17 protein-coding genes and 1 other RNA gene are annotated in these 15,228 nt (G+C 62.3%); 11 read left to right on the forward strand and 7 right to left on the reverse strand.

Annotation, left to right across the window (positions count from 1 at the left end):
* Window positions 1-159: 159 nt before the first annotated feature.
* Both ACIPK7_RS11690 and ACIPK7_RS11695 read right to left on the reverse strand, forming a co-directional pair.
* Window positions 160-1,125 (reverse strand): hypothetical protein, encoded by a 966-nt coding sequence (locus tag ACIPK7_RS11690; protein WP_401087826.1) that lies wholly within the window; start codon window positions 1,123-1,125, stop codon window positions 160-162.
* Between the two features lie 91 nt (window positions 1,126-1,216).
* Window positions 1,217-2,116 carry a GlxA family transcriptional regulator gene (locus ACIPK7_RS11695; RefSeq protein WP_401088212.1) on the reverse strand — a complete coding sequence of 300 codons (900 nt, stop codon included), beginning with the start codon at window positions 2,114-2,116 and terminating at the stop codon, window positions 1,217-1,219.
* A 253-nt stretch (window positions 2,117-2,369) separates the two neighbouring features.
* Here ACIPK7_RS11695 and ACIPK7_RS11700 point away from each other — a divergent pair, with 253 nt between their 5' ends.
* Complete coding sequence (locus ACIPK7_RS11700) at window positions 2,370-3,515, forward strand: acyl-CoA dehydrogenase family protein (RefSeq protein ID WP_174824619.1); 1,146 nt, start codon at window positions 2,370-2,372, stop codon at window positions 3,513-3,515.
* 57 nt (window positions 3,516-3,572) lie between these two features.
* Here ACIPK7_RS11700 and ACIPK7_RS11705 read toward each other — a convergent pair whose 3' ends face one another.
* Window positions 3,573-4,610 (reverse strand): NADP(H)-dependent aldo-keto reductase, encoded by a 1,038-nt coding sequence (locus tag ACIPK7_RS11705; RefSeq protein ID WP_401087828.1) that lies wholly within the window; start codon window positions 4,608-4,610, stop codon window positions 3,573-3,575.
* Window positions 4,611-4,856: 246 nt separating this feature from the next.
* Here ACIPK7_RS11705 and rplM point away from each other — a divergent pair, with 246 nt between their 5' ends.
* From rplM to ACIPK7_RS11740, 7 genes are all read left to right on the forward strand, one after another.
* Complete coding sequence (gene rplM, locus ACIPK7_RS11710) at window positions 4,857-5,285, forward strand: 50S ribosomal protein L13 (protein WP_015475857.1); 429 nt, start codon at window positions 4,857-4,859, stop codon at window positions 5,283-5,285.
* A 14-nt stretch (window positions 5,286-5,299) separates the two neighbouring features.
* Window positions 5,300-5,692 (forward strand): 30S ribosomal protein S9, encoded by a 393-nt coding sequence (gene rpsI / locus ACIPK7_RS11715; protein ID WP_015475858.1) that lies wholly within the window; start codon window positions 5,300-5,302, stop codon window positions 5,690-5,692.
* 249 nt (window positions 5,693-5,941) lie between these two features.
* Window positions 5,942-6,532 (forward strand): ubiquinol-cytochrome c reductase iron-sulfur subunit, encoded by a 591-nt coding sequence (gene petA, locus ACIPK7_RS11720; protein WP_138521293.1) that lies wholly within the window; start codon window positions 5,942-5,944, stop codon window positions 6,530-6,532.
* A complete protein-coding gene (locus ACIPK7_RS11725) occupies window positions 6,532-7,743 on the forward strand; it encodes a cytochrome bc complex cytochrome b subunit (RefSeq protein WP_015475860.1) in 1,212 nt (403 codons plus the stop codon). The genes petA and ACIPK7_RS11725 overlap by 1 nt, the downstream gene beginning before the upstream one ends.
* Window positions 7,743-8,525 (forward strand): cytochrome c1, encoded by a 783-nt coding sequence (locus ACIPK7_RS11730; protein ID WP_192431551.1) that lies wholly within the window; start codon window positions 7,743-7,745, stop codon window positions 8,523-8,525. The genes ACIPK7_RS11725 and ACIPK7_RS11730 overlap by 1 nt, the downstream gene beginning before the upstream one ends.
* Window positions 8,526-8,618: 93 nt before the next feature.
* Window positions 8,619-9,236 (forward strand): glutathione S-transferase N-terminal domain-containing protein, encoded by a 618-nt coding sequence (locus ACIPK7_RS11735; RefSeq protein ID WP_401087831.1) that lies wholly within the window; start codon window positions 8,619-8,621, stop codon window positions 9,234-9,236.
* An 11-nt stretch (window positions 9,237-9,247) separates the two neighbouring features.
* Entirely contained in the window at window positions 9,248-9,652 is a 405-nt protein-coding gene (locus ACIPK7_RS11740) for a ClpXP protease specificity-enhancing factor (RefSeq protein WP_081517483.1), read from the forward strand.
* Between the two features lie 48 nt (window positions 9,653-9,700).
* Here the strand turns inward: ACIPK7_RS11740 and ACIPK7_RS11745 are convergent, their stop codons facing one another.
* From ACIPK7_RS11745 to ACIPK7_RS11760, 4 genes are read right to left on the reverse strand one after another with little or no spacing between them, the layout of a single operon-like run.
* Complete coding sequence (locus tag ACIPK7_RS11745) at window positions 9,701-10,279, reverse strand: BON domain-containing protein (protein ID WP_024764053.1); 579 nt, start codon at window positions 10,277-10,279, stop codon at window positions 9,701-9,703.
* Window positions 10,276-10,869 (reverse strand): phosphoheptose isomerase, encoded by a 594-nt coding sequence (locus ACIPK7_RS11750; protein WP_017518113.1) that lies wholly within the window; start codon window positions 10,867-10,869, stop codon window positions 10,276-10,278. The genes ACIPK7_RS11745 and ACIPK7_RS11750 overlap by 4 nt, the downstream gene beginning before the upstream one ends.
* A 28-nt stretch (window positions 10,870-10,897) precedes the next feature.
* Window positions 10,898-11,275: a YraN family protein gene (locus ACIPK7_RS11755; protein ID WP_192431549.1), complete on the reverse strand. Its 378-nt coding sequence runs from the start codon at window positions 11,273-11,275 to the stop codon at window positions 10,898-10,900.
* Window positions 11,272-13,086 (reverse strand): penicillin-binding protein activator, encoded by a 1,815-nt coding sequence (locus ACIPK7_RS11760; protein ID WP_401087833.1) that lies wholly within the window; start codon window positions 13,084-13,086, stop codon window positions 11,272-11,274. The genes ACIPK7_RS11755 and ACIPK7_RS11760 overlap by 4 nt, the downstream gene beginning before the upstream one ends.
* A gap of 127 nt (window positions 13,087-13,213) precedes the next feature.
* On the opposite strand from ACIPK7_RS11760, the gene rsmI reads away from it, so the two are divergent.
* The 3 genes from rsmI to mraZ all read left to right on the forward strand — a co-directional run bounded on the left by rsmI (window position 13,214) and on the right by mraZ (window position 15,222).
* Window positions 13,214-14,062 carry a 16S rRNA (cytidine(1402)-2'-O)-methyltransferase gene (gene rsmI / locus ACIPK7_RS11765; protein WP_401087835.1) on the forward strand — a complete coding sequence of 283 codons (849 nt, stop codon included), beginning with the start codon at window positions 13,214-13,216 and terminating at the stop codon, window positions 14,060-14,062.
* A 40-nt stretch (window positions 14,063-14,102) separates the two neighbouring features.
* Window positions 14,103-14,459: RNase P RNA component class A (rnpB, locus tag ACIPK7_RS11770), an RNA gene on the forward strand.
* A gap of 307 nt (window positions 14,460-14,766) precedes the next feature.
* Window positions 14,767-15,222 carry a division/cell wall cluster transcriptional repressor MraZ gene (gene mraZ, locus ACIPK7_RS11775; RefSeq protein WP_401087837.1) on the forward strand — a complete coding sequence of 152 codons (456 nt, stop codon included), beginning with the start codon at window positions 14,767-14,769 and terminating at the stop codon, window positions 15,220-15,222.
* Window positions 15,223-15,228 lie beyond the last annotated feature (6 nt).

Genomic DNA, 15,228 nt, shown 5'->3' on the forward strand with positions numbered 1-15,228 from the left:
TTGGGCTCCTACTCGTGCGACCAACACCGCGGACCTGCAGCTTGCCTCCCGTCGCTCTCACCTTCGAGCTTATCGAGCTTTGCAGACACAAGCGGGCCATGCCCGCGATGGCGGACAAGGTCCGCCTCTATAGAGCCGTAGGATGGCGTGGAGTCGTATTCAGCGCTGCGCCATTTCCTGCTGCGCCTTCTTCAGCAATTGCTGGGCATGGGCGACTTCCAGCGCCTCCATGGCATTGATCGGCTTGATCGCCACGGCCTTCTTCAGCTGCTCCAGCGCCTTCTGCTCCTCGTCCTCGCCGTACACATAGCCCAGCGCGTTGGCGTATTCATAGTGGCCGATGGGCAGGTCGTCGGAGGCGCGGAAGGAGCGGGCGAAGTACTGCTCCATCTTGTCCGCGCTGACTCCGTAGGTCATCTTGCCCACCAGCTTGCCAACCTTGCGGATCACGCCCGCTTCATAGCCGCCGTAGAGCGCCAGGGCGAACGGCTGGTTCGGCTGCTTGGCCAGCAGGGCGTCCAGTTCCTTGGGGATGTCGCCGGTGTAGCCGCGCTTGAGCACTACCGGCACCGGCAGGTCTTCGGCCAGACGGGCCTTGGCGTAGGCGCGGCCGAACTGGGCGATGGGGTCGGCATTGAGCAGTGGGCCGGCCTCGTCGGTGTAGCTGATGACTTCTTCCAGCAGGCGCTGCTTCTCGTCCTGATTCGGCGCGAGGAACATGGCATAGAGCACCTGGGCGAACATGCCCGGCACCTGCCCGCCGACACCCAGCGCGAGACCGTCCTTCCTGGCCTGGGCGAAGTCGCCGCGGAATACCTTGCGCCACACGTCCTGCAGCTTCTCGGCGTAGACCTGCGCCTCTTCCGGCTTACCGCTGAAGCCGGTGCCGGCGGTCACGGTCTTCTCCAGTGCATCCGGATGCTTGGTGGCCATGGTCACGACCCAGTCCGCATCCGGGAAGGGGTAGTTGGCGCCGAAGCCGCGAGTCAGGCGCGGCCAGGCCTCGCGCAGTTTGTCCCCGCTGTAGTCGAAGGCGCTCTGGTCGTAGGGGAAGGGTTTCCAGGTGTCGTCCGCCACAGCGTTCAGGCTGAAGACGGCCAGCAGGGCAAGCAGAAAGCGGCGCATGGCGATATCCCGTTGGGTTCTTGTTGTCGATTGCTGCCCCGATCATAGGGCGGCACCCGAGTCCGTGAACCCATCCTAGGGATGGCCTGTTTCAGGCTTCCTTCTGTTCGTACTGACGCCGGTAATGATTCGGCGACAGTCCGGTGTGCTGTCTGAACAGGCGAGCGAAGAAGCTGGCGTCGTCGTAGCCGACTTCGTAGCTGATGGTCTTGATGCTCTTGCGGCTGGTGGACAGCAGATTGCGCGCGGTCTCGATGCGCAGGCGCTGCAGGTAGTGCAGTGGCTTGTCCCCGGTGGCCGCCTGGAAGCGCCGCATGAAGTTGCGGATGCTCATGCCGTGCTCGCGGGCGACATCCTCGAAGCGGAACTTGTCGCAGAAGTGTTCTTCCAGCCAGTGCTGGATCTGCAGGATCGCCGGGTCGTGGTGCAGCTTCTGGCCGCCGAAGCCCAGGCGCCCGGGCGTGTAGGTGCGCTGCACCTCGTAGAGGATGTCGCGGGCCACGCCCTGGGCCACGGAGGCGCCGCAGAAGTGCTCGATCAGGTAGATGTACAGGTCGCGCACCGAGGTCAGGCCGCTGGCGCTGTAGATGTTGTCGGCGTCGGCGATGTGCTTGTCCTGGTTGAGCAGCACCCGGGGGTAGCGCTCGGCGAATTCGCGGAAGAAGCGCCAGTAGGTGGTTGCTTCCTTGCCGTCCAGCAGGCCGGCCTCGGCCAGCCAGAATACTCCCGAGACTTCGCCGCACAGCACGCAGCCGGCCGCATGGCGCTCGCGCAGCCAGGGCATCACCTGCGGGTAGAGGGTCAGCAGTTCGTCGAAGTCGCCCCAGAAGGCCGGGAGGATGATCAGCTCAGGTTCGTCCAGGGCGCCGTGGACCGGCAGGAGATCGCCGCTGAAACTCATCACCGGCTGGCCGTCGGGGCTGACGATGCGGGTCTCGAAGCTGGGCTGCAGGCCGAGGCCCTGTTGGCGGCCGTGGCGCAGGGCAGCCATGTGGAAGAAGTCCTTGGCCTGCATCAGGGTGGAGCCGAACACGCCATGGGTGGCGAGGATGCTGACGCGGCGCAGTACGCGGGAAGCTGGGTTGGGCATCGGTTCTTGTACTTCTTATGGATGTCTTTGCATGACGCTAAAGCGGTCATGATGCGGCTGGATCGTCTTATTTTTTGGCGAAAGTGTCCAGTGCAGAGCGGTTCGTGCTTGGCCTACAGTCGGCCTTCCAATAATTCCTACAACCGATCCGCAGGTGCAGCGCATGATTCCAAGAACCCTGTTCAGTTCCGACCACGAGCTGTTCCGCGACAGCGTCCGCAAGTTCCTCGAACAGGAGGCGGTGCCCTTCCACGCCCAGTGGGAAAAGGACGGTCACATCGATCGCCAGCTGTGGAACAAGGCCGGCGAGGCCGGGATGCTCTGCTCGCATCTGCCCGAGGCCTACGGTGGCATGGCGGCGGACTTCCTCTACAGCGCCGTGGTGATCGAGGAGATCGGTCGCCTGGGCCTGACCGGCATCGGCTTCTCGCTGCACTCGGATATCGTCGCGCCCTACATCCTTCACTACGGCAGCGAAGAGCTGAAGCAGCGCTACCTGCCCAAGCTGATTTCCGGTGAGATGGTCTCGGCCATCGCCATGACCGAACCGGGCGCCGGCTCCGACCTGCAGGGCGTGAAGACCACCGCCGTGCTGGATGGCGACGAGTACGTGATCAACGGTTCGAAGACCTTCATCACCAACGGCTGGCTGGCCGACCTGGTGATCGTGGTCGCCAAGACCGACCCCAAGGCCGGCGCCAAGGGCACCAGCCTGTTCCTGGTGGAGGCCGGCACGCCGGGTTTCAGCAAGGGCAAGCGCCTGGAAAAGGTCGGCATGAAGGCCCAGGACACCTCCGAGCTGTTCTTCCAGGACGTGCGTATCCCAAAGGAAAACCTGCTGGGCAAGGACGGGCAGGGGTTCATCTACCTGATGCAGGAACTGCCTCAGGAGCGCCTGACCGTGGCCCTCGGCGCGCTGGCCTCGGCCGAGGCGGCGCTGAAATGGACACTGGACTACACCCGCGACCGCAAGGCCTTCGGAAAATCCGTCGCGGACTTCCAGAACACGCGCTTCAAGCTCGCGGAAATGGCTACCGAAATTCAGGTTGGCCGCGTCTTTGTCGACCGCTGCCTGGAGCAGCATCTGGAAGGCAAGCTGGACGTGCCCACGGCGGCGATGGCCAAGTACTGGACCACCGACCTGCAGTGCAAGGTGCTCGATGAATGCGTGCAGCTCCACGGCGGTTACGGCTTCATGTGGGAGTATCCGATCGCCCGTGCCTGGGCCGATGCGCGGGTGCAGCGCATCTACGCCGGCACCAACGAGATCATGAAGGAGATCATCGCCCGCGCGCTGTAACCGTCGCGGATGAAAAAAGCCCGGCATTGGCCGGGCTTTTTCGTGGCGCGCAGACGATCAGGGGGCCGGGTTCGGCTGGTCCTTGTGGATCGCCTCGATGCCGGCCAGCACCTCGTCGGAGAGCTTCAGCTCGAAGCTGCCGAGGTTGGCTTCCAGTTGTTCGAGGTTGGTCGCGCCGATGATGTTGCTGGTCACGAACGGCCGGCTGGTGACGAAGGCCAGGGCCATCTGCGCCGGGTCCAGGCTGTGCTCGCGGGCCAGGGTGACGTAGCGGTCGCAGGCTCTGGCGGTCTGCGGGTTGGTGTAGCGGGTGAAGCGGCTGAACAGGGTAATCCGTGCATTGGCCGGGCGCGCGCCGCCGAAGTACTTGCCCGAGAGCATGCCAAAGGCCAGGGGAGAGTAGGCCAGCAGGCCGATCTGCTCGCGGATGGCGACTTCCGCCAGGCCCACCTCGAAGCTGCGGTTGAGCAGGTTGTAGGGGTTCTGGATCGACACCGCGCGCGGCCAGCCGCGCTCCTGGGCGATCTGCAGGAAACGCATGGTGCCCCAGGGCGTTTCGTTGGACAGGCCGACGTGGCGGATCTTGCCGGCGCGAACCTGCTCGTCCAGGGCCTCCAGGGTGTCCTCCAGTGCGGTGAAGCTTTCTTCCTTGTGCTGGTAGCCCAGTTGGCCGAAGAAGTTGGTGCTGCGCTCGGGCCAGTGCAGCTGGTAGAGGTCGATCCAGTCGGTCTGCAGGCGCTTGAGGCTGCCGTCCAGCGCCGCGACGATGTTCTTGCGATCGAGCTTCGGCTGGCCGTCACGGATGTGGCTGATGGAATTGCCGGGGCCGGCGATCTTGCTGGCGAGCACCCAGTCGGCGCGATCGCCGCGCTGGGCGAACCAGTTGCCGATGATCTGCTCGGTGCGGGAGTAGGTTTCCGCGCGCGGCGGCACCGGGTACATCTCTGCGGTATCGATGAAATTCAGACCGGCGGCCTTGGCTCGTTCGATCTGGGCGAAGGCCTCGCTTTGCGTATTCTGCTCGCCCCAGGTCATGGTCCCCAGGCAGAGGGCGCTGACTTTCAGTTCGGTGCGGCCGAGCGGGCGGTACTCCATGCAGGTCTCCTCATGAAAACAAGTGCGTAAGACGGTTGAAAATTCTGCCGGAATCTGCATAATTCCGCAGCCTTTCATCGGTGGGGGATGCCAAAGCCTGCCGATCGATACATCTAGTCGTTACGGACGCACACCGACCCGAGCCCCAATTCGTGTCTGTCTTCGGCTGTCCTTGACTTGTCAAGGCAACCACTGTCCAGTAAGATTCGCCGTCTTATTTTCAGGCGGCCCCTGAGGCTATAACGAATGAAAACTTATACCGCGAAACCAGAAACTGTTAAGCGCGACTGGTTCGTCGTCGACGCTGCTGGCCTGACCCTGGGTCGTCTGGCTACCGAGATTGCTACCCGCCTGCGCGGCAAGCACAAGCCGGAATACACCCCGCACGTTGACACCGGCGACTACATCGTCGTCATCAACGCCGAGCAGGTTCGTGTCACTGGCGCCAAAGCTACCGACAAGATGTACTACCATCACTCGGGCTTCCCGGGCGGTATCAAGTCGATCAACTTCGAGAAGCTGATCGCCAAGGCTCCTGAGCGTGTTATCGAGACTGCCGTCAAAGGCATGCTGCCGAAGAACCCGCTGGGCCGCGACATGTACCGCAAGCTGAAAGTGTACAAGGGTGCCAACCACCCGCACACCGCTCAGCAGCCTCAAGAACTGAAGATTTAACGGGATAGCTCATTATGTCGGCGACTCAAAATTACGGCACTGGCCGTCGTAAGACCGCTACCGCTCGCGTCTTCCTGCGTCCGGGTACTGGCAAGATCTCCATCAACAACCGCTCCATCGAGCAGTTCTTCGGTCGTGAGACCGCTCGCATGGTTGTCCGTCAGCCGCTCGAGCTGACCGAGAACACCGAGAAGTTCGATATCTACGTAACCGTCGTCGGCGGTGGCGTAAGCGGTCAAGCTGGTGCGATCCGTCACGGTATCACCCGCGCTCTGATCGAGTACGACGAGACCCTGCGCAGCTCGCTGCGTAAAGCCGGCTACGTCACTCGCGACGCCCGCGAAGTTGAACGTAAGAAAGTCGGTCTGCGCAAAGCGCGTAAGCGTCCGCAGTACTCCAAGCGTTAATACGACGCTTCGAAAAAAACGCCCAGATCCTTTGGACTGGGCGTTTTTTTATGTCTTCAATAAGTTCGTGCGGCAAGGTGTCGCATCCGCGCAAGCCGCGCGGCGCAAGGGTTCCAGGGGTTGCGTAACAGGCTATTACCTTGTCATCACAAGGGCTTTTCTTTACCATTTGGCGAATTTTTTGCGCGGCTCGAATTTTTACTTAAAAGCCTGATTTGAACAGGCTTGAAGCTGATGGGAGACGACTGAATGAGTAATGACGGCGTGAATGCAGGCCGGCGTCGCTTCCTTGTCGCGGCCACCTCGGTGGTAGGTGCGGCAGGAGCGGTCGGAGCTGCGGTCCCGTTCGTGGGGTCATGGTTCCCCAGTGCCAAGGCGAAGGCCGCTGGCGCGCCGGTGAAGGTCAACGTAGGGAAGATCGAGCCGGGCCAGCAGGTTGTGGCCGAGTGGCGCGGCAAGCCGGTATTCCTGGTGCATCGCACCAAGGAAATGCTGGATGCGCTGCCGACCCTAGACGGGCAGCTGGCCGACCCCGAGTCGAAGGCATCGGAACAGCCGGCCTACGTCGATCCCAAGCTGCGTTCGATCAAGCCCGAGCTGGCCGTGATCGTCGGTATCTGCACCCACTTGGGCTGCTCGCCGACCTTCCGCCCGGAAGTCGCTCCCGCGGATCTCGGTCCGGACTGGAAGGGTGGTTACTTCTGCCCGTGCCACGGCTCCCATTACGATCTTGCCGGCCGCGTTTACAAGGGGCAGCCCGCGCCCCTGAACCTGCCGATTCCGCCCTATACGCTGGATGGTGATGAGTTGACCATCGGTGTGGACCAGGAGAAAGCCTGATGAACAAGTTCATGGCTTGGGTCGATGCCCGCTTCCCCGCGACCAAGATGTGGGAAGACCATCTGAGCAAGTACTACGCCCCGAAGAACTTCAACTTCTGGTACTTCTTCGGTTCGCTCGCACTGCTGGTCCTGGTTAACCAGATCCTCACCGGTATCTGGCTGACCATGAGCTTCACCCCGTCGGCGGAAGAGGCTTTCGCTTCCGTCGAGTACATCATGCGAGATGTAGATTACGGCTGGATTATCCGCTACATGCACTCCACCGGTGCGTCGGCGTTCTTCGTGGTCGTCTACCTGCACATGTTCCGTGGCCTGCTGTACGGTTCGTACCAGAAACCGCGCGAGCTGGTGTGGATCTTCGGCATGCTGATCTACCTCGCCCTGATGGCCGAGGCTTTCATGGGCTACCTGCTGCCCTGGGGCCAGATGTCCTACTGGGGTGCCCAGGTGATCATCTCGCTGTTCGGCGCCATCCCGGTAATCGGTGAAGACCTGTCCCAGTGGATCCGTGGTGACTTCCTGATTTCCGGCATCACCCTGAACCGCTTCTTCGCCCTGCACGTGATCGCGCTGCCGATCGTCCTGCTCGGCCTGGTGGTGCTGCACATCCTGGCGCTGCACGAAGTCGGCTCGAACAACCCCGATGGCGTGGATATCAAGAAGAAGAAGGACGAGAACGGCATTCCTCTGGATGGCATCCCGTTCCACCCGTACTACACCGTAAAAGACATCGTCGGTGTCGTGGTCTTCCTGTTCGTCTTCTGCACCGTGATCTTCTTCTTCCCGGAAATGGGCGGATTCTTCCTCGAGAAGCCCAACTTCGAGATGGCGAACCAGTTCAAGACCCCGGATCACATTGCCCCGGTTTGGTACTTCACACCGTTCTACGCCATCCTGCGCGCCGTTCCGGACAAGCTGATGGGCGTTATCGCCATGGGCGCCGCCATTGCTGTGCTGTTCGTGCTGCCATGGCTGGACCGTAGCCCGGTTCGCTCGATCCGCTACAAGGGCTGGCTGAGCAAGATCTGGCTGGTGATCTTCGCGGTTTCCTTCGTGATCCTCGGCTACTACGGCTCGCAAGCGCCGTCGCCGCTTGGCACCACGCTGTCCCGCCTGTGCACCATTCTGTATTTCGCCTTCTTCATCCTGATGCCGTTCTACACCCGGATGGAGAAAACCAAACCGGTTCCGGAAAGGGTGACTGGCTGATGAAAAAGCAATTCGCTGCATTTGTTCTGGCTCTGCTGCCTGTCTTCGGTTTTGCCGCCGAAGGTCATGGCCCGGCCCTGGATCGCGTCGATATCGACCTGACCGATAAGGCCGCCATGCAGGATGGCGCGCGCACCTTCGCCAACTACTGCATGGGCTGTCACAGCGCCAAGTTCCAGCGTTATGAGCGTGTCGGCCGTGATCTGGGTATCCCGGAAGAGCTGATGATGAGCCACCTGGTGTTTACCGGTGCGAAGATCGGTGACCACATGGACATCGGTATGAAGCCGGCTGACGCCAAGGTTTGGTTCGGCGCTGCGCCGCCAGACCTGACCCTGGTAGCTCGCGTTCGTGGTACTGACTGGCTGTACACCTACCTGCGTTCGTTCTACGAAGATCCCAAGCGTCCGTGGGGCGTGAACAACAAGGTCTTCCCGAACGTTGGCATGCCGAACGTGCTGGTCAGCCTGCAGGGCCGCCAGGTCGTCGGTTGCAAGCAGGTTCAGGTCGTCGAGGATGGCAAGAAGCAGTACGATCCTCTGACCGGTACCCCGCTGACCCACGAGGCCTGCGACCAACTGACCATCGTGCCGAAATCCGGTCAGCTGACCGAGGCTCAGTTCGACGAGAAGGTGAAGAACCTGGTGACCTTCCTGGCTTATTCGTCTGATCCGAACAAGCTGGACTCTCACCGTATCGGCACCTACGTCCTGCTGTTCCTGGCCTTCTTCTTCGTGTTCGCCTACCTGCTCAAGCGCGAATACTGGAAGGACGTGCACTAAGCACCACCAGTCGTAGTAACAAGCGCGCGCCCTACGGGGCGCGCGTGCGTTTTTCTACCTCCCACAAGAAGATCCTGCGAGGAGGCGCGCGGCATGGCCGCAATCAACAAGCTCACCTGCTTCTCCGACCCTTCCTGCCACTACAGTCACCGTGTGCGTCTGGTGCTGGCCGAGAAGAGCGTTGTCGCCGACATCATTGACGTACCTGCCGGCAACATCCCGGCCAAACTCGCCGAAGTGAACCCCTATGGCAGCCTGCCGACCCTGGTGGATCGCGATCTCGCGCTCTACGAGTCGACGGTGGTCATGGAGTACCTTGATGAACGTTATCCACATCCGCCGCTGCTTCCGGTCTACCCGGTAGCTCGCGCCAACAGCCGCCTGCTGATGCACCGCATCCAGCGCGACTGGTGCAGCCTGGTGGACCGTATCCTTGATACCCGCCGCAAGGATGCCGAACGAGCCTTGGCGCGCAAGGAGTTGCGTGAGAGTCTGACCGGGGTGTCGCCGCTGTTCGCCGACAAGGTGTTCTTCCTCAGTGATGAGCTGAGCCTGGTGGATTGCTGCCTATTGCCGATCCTCTGGCGTCTGCCGATCCTGGGCATTGAGCTGCCGCGGCCGGCGAAGCCTCTGCTGGACTACATGGAGCGGCAGTTTGCGCGGGAAACTTTCCGTGCGAGCCTGTCCTCTATCGAACGTGATATGCGCTAAGGAGCCTGATGATGAACTCCAGTCGTCCCTATCTCGTGCGAGCCCTCTATGAGTGGATCGTCGACAACGGCTGCACGCCGCATATCCTGGTGAACTCCGAGTATCCGGGTGTGCGGGTGCCGCCGGGTTATGCCAGTGATGGCCAGATCGTGCTCAACGTCTCGCCGACCGCGGTGCGCCACCTGCAGATGGACAACGAGGCGGTGAGCTTCGAGGGTCGCTTCGGTGGGGTCGCCCAGAGCCTTTATGTCCCGTCACAGGCTGTGATGGCCATCTATGCGCGGGAGAACGGCCAGGGCATGGTCTTTGATTTGGAGCCGCCGGTGCCTACCGATGACGAGGATCTGCCCGATGACGGCCCCTCCGACGAGCCGCCTCGCCCCAGTGGTCGGCCAAGTCTCAAGGTGGTGAAGTAATAAAAAGGCGACCCGAGGGTCGCCTTTTTCATGCCTGCAATCGAGTGATCAGTCGATGTACTCGAACAGGCGGACGATCTTCTGCACGCCGTCCACGCCTTGCACCACCTGGGTGGCCAGGTCGCCTTCCTTGCGGGTCACCAGGCCCAGCATGTAGACGATGCCGTTCTCGGTCAGAACCTTGATGCGGGTGGAGGGCACGTTCGCGTCAGCGAGCATCTGGCTCTTGATCTTGGTGGTCAGCCAGGTGTCGTTGCTGCGGGCGGCCAGGGAAGATGGCTGCAGGATCTGCAACTCGTTGTGCACGGTCTTGACCTTCTGCACTTCCTTGGCGGCTTGTTCGGCCTTGTTCTTCAGGTCGGCGCGCGGCGTCTGGCCGGCCAGCAGCACCACGCCGTTGTAGCTGATCACCACGACGTGGGAATTGCGATCGAGATCCGGATCGGCCTTGGCGACGTTCACCGCCACCTTGGTCTCGATCAGCGAGTCGTCGATCTTGCTGCCAAGGGTACGGGTGCCCTTGTCATCGTCGATCGGCTTGTCGCGGGTGGCGCTGACGAAGCTGCTGCAGCCACCCAGTGCCATGGTCACGGCCAGTGCGGCTGCGATCAGAGGGGTACGGGTCATTCTTCACTCCCGAACAGTTGACGGTCGATTAGGTCGCACAGGCAGTGGATGACCAGCAAGTGGACTTCCTGGATGCGTGCGGTGACCTTGGCCGGAACGCGGATCTCCACGTCTTCGGGCAGCAGCAACGATGCCATGTTGCCGCCGTCGCGGCCGGTCAGAGCTACGACAACCATTTCGCGATCATGTGCGGCCTGGATCGCTTGAATGACGTTCGCCGAGTTACCGCTAGTGGAAATCGCCAGCAGCACGTCACCCGGTTGGCCCAGGGCGCGGATCTGCTTGGAGAAAACTTCGTTATAGCTGTAGTCGTTGGCGATCGAGGTGATGGTGGAGCTGTCTGTGGTCAGGGCGACCGCCGGCAGGCTCGGACGCTCGCGCTCGAAGCGGTTCAGCAGTTCGGAGGAGAAGTGCTGCGCATCGCCGGCGGAACCGCCGTTGCCGCATGAGAGGATCTTGCCCTCGTTCAGCAGGGCATTGACCATGACCATGCTGGCCTGCTCGATATGCGGGATGAGCACCTCGGTAGCCTGTTGTTTGGTCTCGATGCTGGCATGGAAGAGCTGGCGGATACGGGATTGCATGTCCATCAGGTGTGACCTTTCGTCGGGCGTCTGATCAGGTGTCAAAAGCGTTGGGAATCCAGTTCAAGTGCCCTGCGGAGCCTGGGCCGCGCGCGTCGATGGCGACGATGTCGAACCGGCAGGGGTGACTGCTCCAGCGGGCATTCTGTTGCAGGAAGAGTTCGGCGGAAATGGCCAGGCGCTGTTGCTTGCGCCAGTCCACGCTTTCCAGTGCTCCTCCCCAGGCTGAATGCCGGCGGGAGCGAACTTCGACGAATACTACTGTATCGCCGTCCAGCATGACCAGATCAAGCTCGCCGCGGCGGCACGTCCAGTTCTGCGCCAGGAGGCGCAATCCATGCTGTTCCAGGTAAGCCAGGGCGGCGGCTTCGGCCTGCCGCCCGGCTTTCTGGGTCGGGCTGTTGCCGATCAAATACCGCTGCTCTCCAGCGGCTGCACCTGGCCATTCTTGAACTCGGCCCAGGGCAGGCGGCGCTCGACGCGCTGGCCGGCGCTGACGCTCAGAGTGCCCGTCAGGCCGTCTACCTGCATGCTCGGCACGGCCTTGAGCTCCGGCAGGCGCGGGGCCAGCTGGTAGGCGTCGGCGCCCATGGCGTACAGGCGACCGAGGCTGCCGTTGGCGGCCGGCCACTGCGCGGCGACCTGCTGGCGCAGGGCGTTGTTCGGATTCAGCAGCCACGGGGTCTCGCAGAAGCGGATGCCATTCAGGTCCTGGTCCTGCGCCGGGTTGTTTACGCCGGTGTACAGGTTGGAAGTGGCATAGACCGGGAGGTCGCCAGCGTACTGGAAGGCCAGCGTTGGCTTGATTTGGCGGGCTTGCTGCGGGGTGGCGGCGAGGAAGATGAAGTCGATGTCCTGACGGCGCGAGGGTTGGGTGTCGACGCTGCTGTCGAGTACGCCCTGCAGGCGCTTGGCGCGGCCTTCGCTCTGGCGCAGTTGCAGCAGGTCGGCGATCTGGCGGGCCAGCTCCACCGGCTGGTCGACGTGCTCGGCGGCGATCAGGGTGCCACCGGCCGCTTGCCAGTTGCGGCTGAAGGAGGCGAGTACGCGGTCGCCCCACTCGCCGCGCGGTACCAGGGCCACGGCGCGGCGCATGCCGTCGTTCCAGGCACGGTTGGCGACTTCTCGGGCTTCGTCCTCGGCGGACAGGCCGAACTGGAACAGTTGGACCGGGCCTTCCTGGTTGCCGTCGGCGTAGTTCAGCGCAAGGGTGGTAATCGGGAGTTGCGGCTGGCTGCTCATTTGCTTGACCAGATTCTTTTCCAGCGGGCCAACGACCAGCTGTACGCCGTCGGCCTGGGCCTGGCGATAGAACTCGTCCAGCGAGCGCACCTGGCTGCTGTCGTAGAGCTTGATCGCCGGTTGTGCCTGGCCGCTCTGCTGGGCCTGGTAGTGGGCGGCGAGGAAGCCGTCCTGCAGGGCGCGAGCGACGGAGGCGAGCTGGCCCTGTTGCGGTAGCAGCAGGCCGATCTTGTTCAGCGGCTGGGCGGCTAGGGACTTCAGCTTGGTCAGGGCGTCCGGCAATTGCTTGGCAGCCGGATGGTCCGGGTTCTGCGCGACCCAGTTGTCGATGTTCGACTGCTGTTCCTTAAGGGTCGAGGAAGACTTGGTGATGCGCGCCAGCTCCAGCCAGCCGTTCAGGTCGCCTTCGTTGCTGCTGGCCTGCATCTGCTCAAGGGGCAGGCTGGACACCAGCTTCCAGATTTCCTCATGGTTGGCCTTGCTGGCCTCGGCATTAAGCAGCGGATCGATGAACACGCGCTCGCGGGCGGCGCTCAGTGTTTGCCCGTCAGCGGCCAGGGCCAGGGATTTGACCATGCCGGCGCGGGCCTGCAGGTCGACCGGCATTTCGCCCAGACGCTGGAAGTTGGGGTTGTCGAAGGCCTTCAGGGCCGCTTTGGTCTTGTTGCGGGCCAGTTCGAGCTGGGCACGCAGGGTGCTGGCAAAGACCTGCTGGGCGGGCTTCAGGCTGTCCATCGGAATCTGATCGAGGATCTGCGTGGAGCGGCCGAGATCCTTCTGCTTGTACGCCAGATCGGCAGCGGACAGGCGCAGGACGGCGGCTTCGTCCGGCTTGGCGGTGGAGGCCTGCTGCAGCAGCTGTTCGATGCTGGCGTCCGGGGTGCGCGGCAGTTCGCCGAGATTGGACGACGGGGAGGACGCACAGGCGGCGAGCATGCCAGCCAGGAACAGAGCGGATAGCGGACGCAGGCGAGCGATCATATCGGGCTTCTCGTGACGCATTCAAAGAGCTGCCGATTGTACCCAAGCGGCGAGGGTGACGCGATGGCGGCTGCCGGAATCGGGATACAATGCGTCTTTTCCGACACTTTCGGTGAGGATCTCCCGCGTGACCCTAGGCACTCTCTATGTGGTGGCCACTCCCATCGGCAACCTGGATGACATCAGTGCCCGTGCGCTGAAGGTGCTGGCCGATGTGGCGCTGATCGCCGCTGAAGACACCCGCCACTCCGTACGCCTGCTGCAGCATTTCGGAATCCAGACGCCACTGGCGGCCTGCCACGAGCACAACGAGCGGGAGCAGGGTGGGCGCTTCCTCAACAAGCTGCAGGCTGGCGAGGACGTTGCGCTGATTTCCGATGCAGGCACGCCGCTGATTTCCGATCCGGGCTACCACTTGGTGCGCCAGGCGCGCGCAGCCGGCATCGCCGTGGTGCCTGTGCCCGGGGCCTGTGCGCTGATTGCAGCGCTTTCCGCTGCTGGCCTGCCGTCGGATCGTTTCGTCTTCGAAGGCTTTCTGCCCGCCAAGGTCGCCGGTCGTCGTGGGCGCCTGGAGGCGCTGGTGGATGAACCGCGCACCCTGATTTTCTACGAGGCGCCGCACCGAGTGCTGGAGTGCATCGAGGACATGGCTGCGATCTTCGGCGACGAACGGCCGGCGCTGCTGGCCCGTGAGCTGACCAAGACCTTCGAGACCCTGAAGGGGCTGCCGCTGGGCGAGTTGCGCGAATTCGTGGCCTCCGACAGTAATCAGCAGCGGGGTGAATGCGTGCTGCTGGTGGCTGGCAAGCCCGCGCCGGAAGGCGATGAGGCTGTGGATGCGCAGACTCTGCGGGTGCTTGATCTGCTGCTGGCGGAACTGCCGGTCAAGCGTGCCGCAGCGCTTGCTGCGGAGATCACCGGGGGGCGCAAGAATCAGCTTTATCAGATCGCACTGGAGCGCCAGGGCAAGGCTTGAGCTTGTCCTGAGCGTCGTCAGCCGCTAACCTTGCGGACTGAGAGTCGATTGGACAGTCGCTGTTCCGTGGTGTTCCACCACGGGGTGGAGGAAAGTCCGGGCTCCATAGGGCAGAGTGCCAGGTAACGCCTGGGAGGCGCGAGCCTACGGAAAGTGCCACAGAAAATAACCGCCTAAGCGCGCAAGCGCCGGTAAGGGTGAAAAGGTGCGGTAAGAGCGCACCGCACGGCTGGCAACAGTTCGTGGCTAGGTAAACCCCACTCGGAGCAAGATCAAATAGGAACCCATTGGCGCGGCCCGCGTTGGGTTCGGGTAGATCGCTTGAGGCATGCAGTGATGTATGTCCCAGAGGAATGACTGTCCTCGACAGAACCCGGCTTACAGATCGACTCTCAGCACTTTTCCTCCACTTCTTCCCACATGACCATTTGTCGCTGACCGGAAGAAGTTACAAACTTAAGAAATCACTTTAAGTATGAAAGCCCAGTGTTTTGAAAACACTGGGCTTTTCTCTTTTCTGGCGCGTCAAATCCCCTCCCCGAACATCGCAAAAGCACGCTAAATCTCGGTCCTGTAAGGATTTTTCCCCTCCAGCTCGCCTTGACGGTGGGGAGCGCGGATTTCTATAGTGTGCGGAAGTGGTACGAAGTGGGTAAAAGTGGGATCAACAGGCATGGATAGCCAACCACAGGGGAAGCGCTGACGTGTTTCGCGGAGCTAACGCCATCAGTCTCGACGCCAAAGGGCGCCTCGCGATGCCGAGTCGGTATCGTGACGAGCTCGTTTCGCGTTGCAATGGCCAGCTCATCGTCACCATCGATGCCGTCGACACCTGCCTCACCGTTTACCCCCTCCCTGAATGGGAACTCATCGAAGCCAAGCTGCGCGAACTGCCCTCGCTGCGTGAAGAAACGCGGCGCCTGCAGCGTTTGCTGATTGGCAATGCCGTTGACCTGGAGCTGGATAGTGCCGGGCGTTTCCTCATTCCGCCGCGCCTGCGCGAGTACGCCGGCCTGGACAAGAAAGCGATGCTGGTCGGCCAGCTGAACAAGTTCCAGTTGTGGGACGAAGACAAATGGAATGCGGTTGCCGAGGCCGATCTCGCAGCCATCAAAGAACCCGGCGGCCTGCCGGATGAATTGCGCGACCTTATTCTGTGAGCCTGC

This window comes from Pseudomonas sp. NPDC086581 (assembly GCF_044746165.1).
GTDB lineage: Bacteria > Pseudomonadota > Gammaproteobacteria > Pseudomonadales > Pseudomonadaceae > Pseudomonas.